Raw genomic sequence first — 4,638 nt, forward strand, 5'->3', positions numbered from 1 at the left:
ATAACACAGTCAACAAAGTGAGGGGCAAGGCACGCACGACGCCCCAGGGAGGAAACAACCGCAAGGAGACCGCCTGACCGAGGCTCCCATCCGCCACGCGGATGGGAGCCTCCAGGCGTGCCGCTGCGACGGTCCTACGCCGCGCCGTCTGTGCGCGGGGTTGCCGTGCCGGCAGGCGCCGGCGCCTCGAGTTCCACCCTGGCCGCCGGCGCATGCCCGCTCTTGTCCTGCCCGAAGTACACCACCATGTGCGGGTACGGAAGCTCGATGCCGGCGGCAGCGAAATGCTTTTTCACCAACCGGTTATATCCACGCTGCACGGCCCACTGCATGCCTGGCTTCGTCTTGATCAACACGCGAATGGTGACGCCTTTCTCGTTGACGGCCGTCACGCCGGGAATAGCGATGTCCTCGAGTATCTCGGGCGCCAGCACTTCGTCGGTCATCAGTTCGGCAAAGGCATTGCGCAAATGCTGCATGGCCTCGTCCACGTTCTCGCGATGCGAGATGGTGTACTCGCCCAAGTGATAGGAGAAATCGCGCATGTGGTTGGCGACTACGTCTACCGACGAAAAGGGCACGAGGTGATACCCGCCGTCCAAAGTCCGGATGCCCACCGAACGTATCGTCATTTTTTCGACGGTGCCAAACACGCCGGCCACTTGGACGACGTCATTCTCATTCATCCCGTTCTCGAGCTGAATGAAAATCCCGGTGATGATGTCCTGCACCAGCTTCTGGGCGCCGAACCCCACCGCCAGGCCGACGACGCCCGCCCCGGCGATCAGCGGCGCCACGTCGATGCCGATCTGGGACAGCACCACCATGACGGTCATCGTCACGATGACGATCAGTGCGGCATTGCGGAACAGCGACAGCAACGTTTTCTCGCGGGCCGTCGGCAGCGGCCGCCCCTCGCGAACATGCAGGCGATGCTCGATGATGCTGGCAACGACGGTCCAGGTCAGCGCCGCGATCAACAAGACGATGAGCACGTTCACGGCCACGCCGATGGCGGCTGCCCCTGCGCCCGAGGTCAGCCAATGGGACAAGTTGAACGCACGCCAGGCATCCAGCACCAGGAGCAAGACGACGATGCGCACCACCCAGCCCGCGATCCGCAACGCAGTCGGCACATATGCGTTCAACCTGGCTTCGAGCATGGGTAGGCGCAGGCGCAGCTCATCGGAAATCCGTATCGGCTTGGCCAGCAAGCTATTCAACAGCAAGGTGGCGAGGCTGCCCACGCCTACCGCCACGAGCGTCTGCAGCGTTGCCGTGACCATGAACGGCAAGGCATTGGTCGGATCCAGCTGGCTCACGACCAACAGCACGGAGAAATAACCGATCCCGAGCCAGTGCCAGACGCGCGCCAGCAAGCGCGGCGAGGTACCCAGGAAAGTCAGTGTCCGGGCGCCGCTGTGCGCCAGTTTCTCTCTGACGTGAAGGCGATTGAGCCAGATGATGCGCACCGCGTAAACATAGACCGCCAGCATGATGATCAATCCGGTCAGCCGCCCCAGGGCCCGCGAGAGCGCAAGCGACACCACCGGATCGACCAGCATCGTCCCGTAGCCGGCCGCCGTGAGCAGGACGATCAACCATCCATTCCAATACTTGGCCATGTCGTCCGACATCGGCAGCAAGCGCAAATGCGGATAGCGCGTCGAAAAAACCGTACGCACCAGGACCTTGGTGATCTCGACGGCGAGAAAAGCCTTGAGAAACACTGCGACGATGGGGTCAACAGCCCCGCCCCCCGGGCCGCCGTACACGCCCACGCCATACGCGGCTCCGGCGGCGAGCAGAACCACCAGCACGTCAATGACCAATGCACCCGCAATGGCTCCCGCGCGCCGGACGAGGACCGGCATGCTTACCGGTTCCTGCCCACCCTTCGTGTTCCATCCCAGGCCAGCCACCCAATCATCGATGCGGCGGTATATCCACAGCGCAACCAGGCGCATCAACACGAACGCCACGAGAGCCGTTGCCACCGCGACCGCCAATCGCCGCAAAGCCTGCGTCGTCGCGTCATCTTCCAGCCCCAGCCCTTTCCCGGACAACAAGTCCCGGATATCGGAGGCCCCCTGCGCGACGTCCAGCACTAGGCCAGACAGGAAACGCTGGGTTCCCTCGGTGATCCGTTGCCGCCACCCTGGGGGACTTTCACCGGCCGGCTTACCTGCGGGAGGCTCGCCTTGCCGTTGGGAAGCGCTCTGTCCCTGTGCACGCAATTGTTCGATCAACGCCTTGCGGGTTTCCGGGTTTTCCAGCACGTCCGCCAGCGCGGCGGGCGTGAGCGCCTGCGCCGCCTGCGCGCCGGCCGCATCGGCAGCCGAGGACGGCCGGCCCAAGGTCAACGCACACAGCAGGCTTAACAATAAGAGGAAACGGAGCGGCCAGGGCTTCGACAGTTTGCGGCGGATCGGGGAAGCATCGCGCTGCGTTGGCAAGGACAAAAGGGATGCTGTCGTTGCGAGTCGAACCACTAGAGAGTCTCCGAATGAGAAAGCGAGTCTGGAAAATGCAGGCAGGCGCCCCCGGCGCCGCAAATGGGAAAGCGTAAAACAGGCTGCCCGATGAGACAAATCGGGAGCGTGCCGCGTCGATCGACGCAGCACGCGTTTTCACCAGTGGAACCCCGCGTGCGCGAGCCACAAAGCCAGGCGCGCGTGGGAACCGCGCTCAGGGAGTAGGTTGGTGCGGACCCGGCAAACGATCGGTGATGGTCGAAAGCATAGTGCTTGCGGGGGTGTTTGCCGGGCGGCCAAGCGGCGCGGGAGGCCCGCCCGCGAAGTCAGCGCCAAAGGCCAGGGGCGTGTTCATGACGCGTCGGCGCAGGGCTTCCACGGCCCTCTCCACCTTGCGCACCGACAACAGATATTTCCAGGAGAGTTCGCGCAGCCACCGGCCCGGCATTACCGGAGGCGGGGTAATCGCCAGGCTAGGCGCCCACCCCGGGGCCCACCTGCGGGCAATGCGCGGACGCATGGCCAGGGAAACGGCAGGAACGCCCAGGTTCGAGGCTAGGTGGGCGATGCCCGAATCATTGCCGACAAAGACCCCCGCTTTGGTCAACCAGCGTGCGAGATCGTCCAGCGCAGCGTACGAGACCAGAGGAAACCCTTGCTTCTCCACCCACGCCCACTCGGCGCGTTCGTTGGGCTCGACCACGAAACACGGCTCGTAGCCCTGGCCGTGCAAAACCTGGGCCAGCTCCCGGAAACGCCGGGGCAGCCACTGCTTCTGGCGATCGCTCGCGGTGGGATGGATGACGACCCGGTTGCGTACCTTGTCCCCACCGGCATCGACCGGCGGCACCAGCCCGTTCTCGCGCGTGAGCGGATCGGGCAGGCCCAAACACTCTCGGCAAATCTCCAGCTGGATATCCACCATGGGTTTGACCTGCCGATACGTCGGCCACCGGTCCATGACCCAGCAGCGGGGATGATCGCCCACCACGTCAGATTCATAAGCATGAAGCACGATGTCATGGCGCGCGAGCTCGGCGGGGGCCTGCGGCGGACGCAACGCGGGTTCGATGCGGAAACCGGGGAACCAGTTCCGCATGTCATGCAGGTGGTCGCTGTAAAGGGTGACGTCCACCCCGTGGCGAGCCAGGTTGTTGGCGACCACCATCGAAATGAGCGTATCTCCGATCCGCGGCGACATCACGAAGGCAACGGACCAGCCCCTCTGTATCGGATACGGAACCTGTTTGATGGCGACTCCACAGTGCTTGGATGACATCCGTACCACTGTACCGAGCACTCTGTCGCAACTTGTTTTTTATCGTAACGTCTCGTGCGCTGAAGCATATCCGGCGCGATGCACGGATGAGCGGTATTTGCACGATCCGAGGCGCGGACGTGTCAAGAGCCGTCGTCGCGGCGGCCTCCCCGCGAAGCTCTGAAAAAACGTCACCCCATCAAGCGGCCGAGCCCAAGGCGTGACCAGAACGAACGACGGCGCGTGCGGTGGTTGCCGGCGTAATCGCGCTGCGAAGCCTTGGGCAACTCACCGAAGGCATGCGGCGCCCGGTAGCGTTCGAGCGCATATCCCGCGCCCAGCGCCTCGTGATAGTAACGATCGAACAATTCGGCAAGGTCGGCCCGGGGATGGGGTAGCACCTGGCCGTCGAACCAATGCCTGCGCCCCTCTTGCTGCAGCCTGGGGAACGAGTATTTGTGGCTGAACTGCGTCCCCATGTCGGAATAATGCAGGATCCGGATCTGCTCGAGCGCCGCCTTTTCGCCATCGATGTTGTTGTAGTCTGAACCCATCGGTTCGATGAGTTCGGGCCGCTGGGAAAAGTATTCCATCATGCGTCGATGCGAGTCCGGGTCGGCGCGCAGGCGTTCGATGGGCGGCAAATGGGCGCGCGCCGCGGCGCAATCCCAGACAGCCACGCAAAAGCGCCACGAGTGCTTGCGCCCTTTGCCCGTGAGGACTTTGCCCGGCGCCATGCGCACGCGCCACAGCTCTGCCAGGTCGCACAGCACGAGCATGTCCGTGTCCATGTAAATGGCCCGCCCCCGGCGTCTGTCAATGTAGTTGGAACATGAGTCATGCTGCTTCTAGTTCACTATGCACATGGATAACGGTCGTTTCCTTCTCTGGATTCAGCCAAACGCT

At 63.4% G+C, this 4,638-nt stretch carries 3 protein-coding genes; all 3 read right to left on the bottom strand.

Going from position 1 to position 4,638, the window contains the following annotated elements:
* Positions 1–134: 134 nt before the first annotated feature.
* A complete protein-coding gene (locus tag IRZ12_RS15775) occupies positions 135–2,357 on the bottom strand; it encodes a mechanosensitive ion channel domain-containing protein (protein ID WP_296470420.1) in 2,223 nt (740 codons plus the stop codon).
* Between the two features lie 331 nt (positions 2,358–2,688).
* Positions 2,689–3,642, bottom strand: a complete 954-nt coding sequence (locus IRZ12_RS15780) for a glycosyltransferase family 9 protein (protein WP_296470423.1) — start codon at positions 3,640–3,642, stop codon at positions 2,689–2,691.
* A gap of 281 nt (positions 3,643–3,923) precedes the next feature.
* Positions 3,924–4,523: a hypothetical protein gene (locus tag IRZ12_RS15785; protein ID WP_296470426.1), complete on the bottom strand. Its 600-nt coding sequence runs from the start codon at positions 4,521–4,523 to the stop codon at positions 3,924–3,926.
* Positions 4,524–4,638 lie beyond the last annotated feature (115 nt).

The sequence above is a fragment of the Pigmentiphaga sp. genome (assembly GCF_019689535.1).
Lineage (GTDB): Bacteria > Pseudomonadota > Gammaproteobacteria > Burkholderiales > Burkholderiaceae_B > Pigmentiphaga.

Coding starts and splice junctions, on each gene's coding strand:
- IRZ12_RS15780 (WP_296470423.1), bottom strand. CDS start 3,642: ATGGTGGTCGCCAACAACCTGGCTCGCCACGGGGTGGACGTCACCCTT.
- IRZ12_RS15785 (WP_296470426.1), bottom strand. CDS start 4,523: ATGGACACGGACATGCTCGTGCTGTGCGACCTGGCAGAGCTGTGGCGC.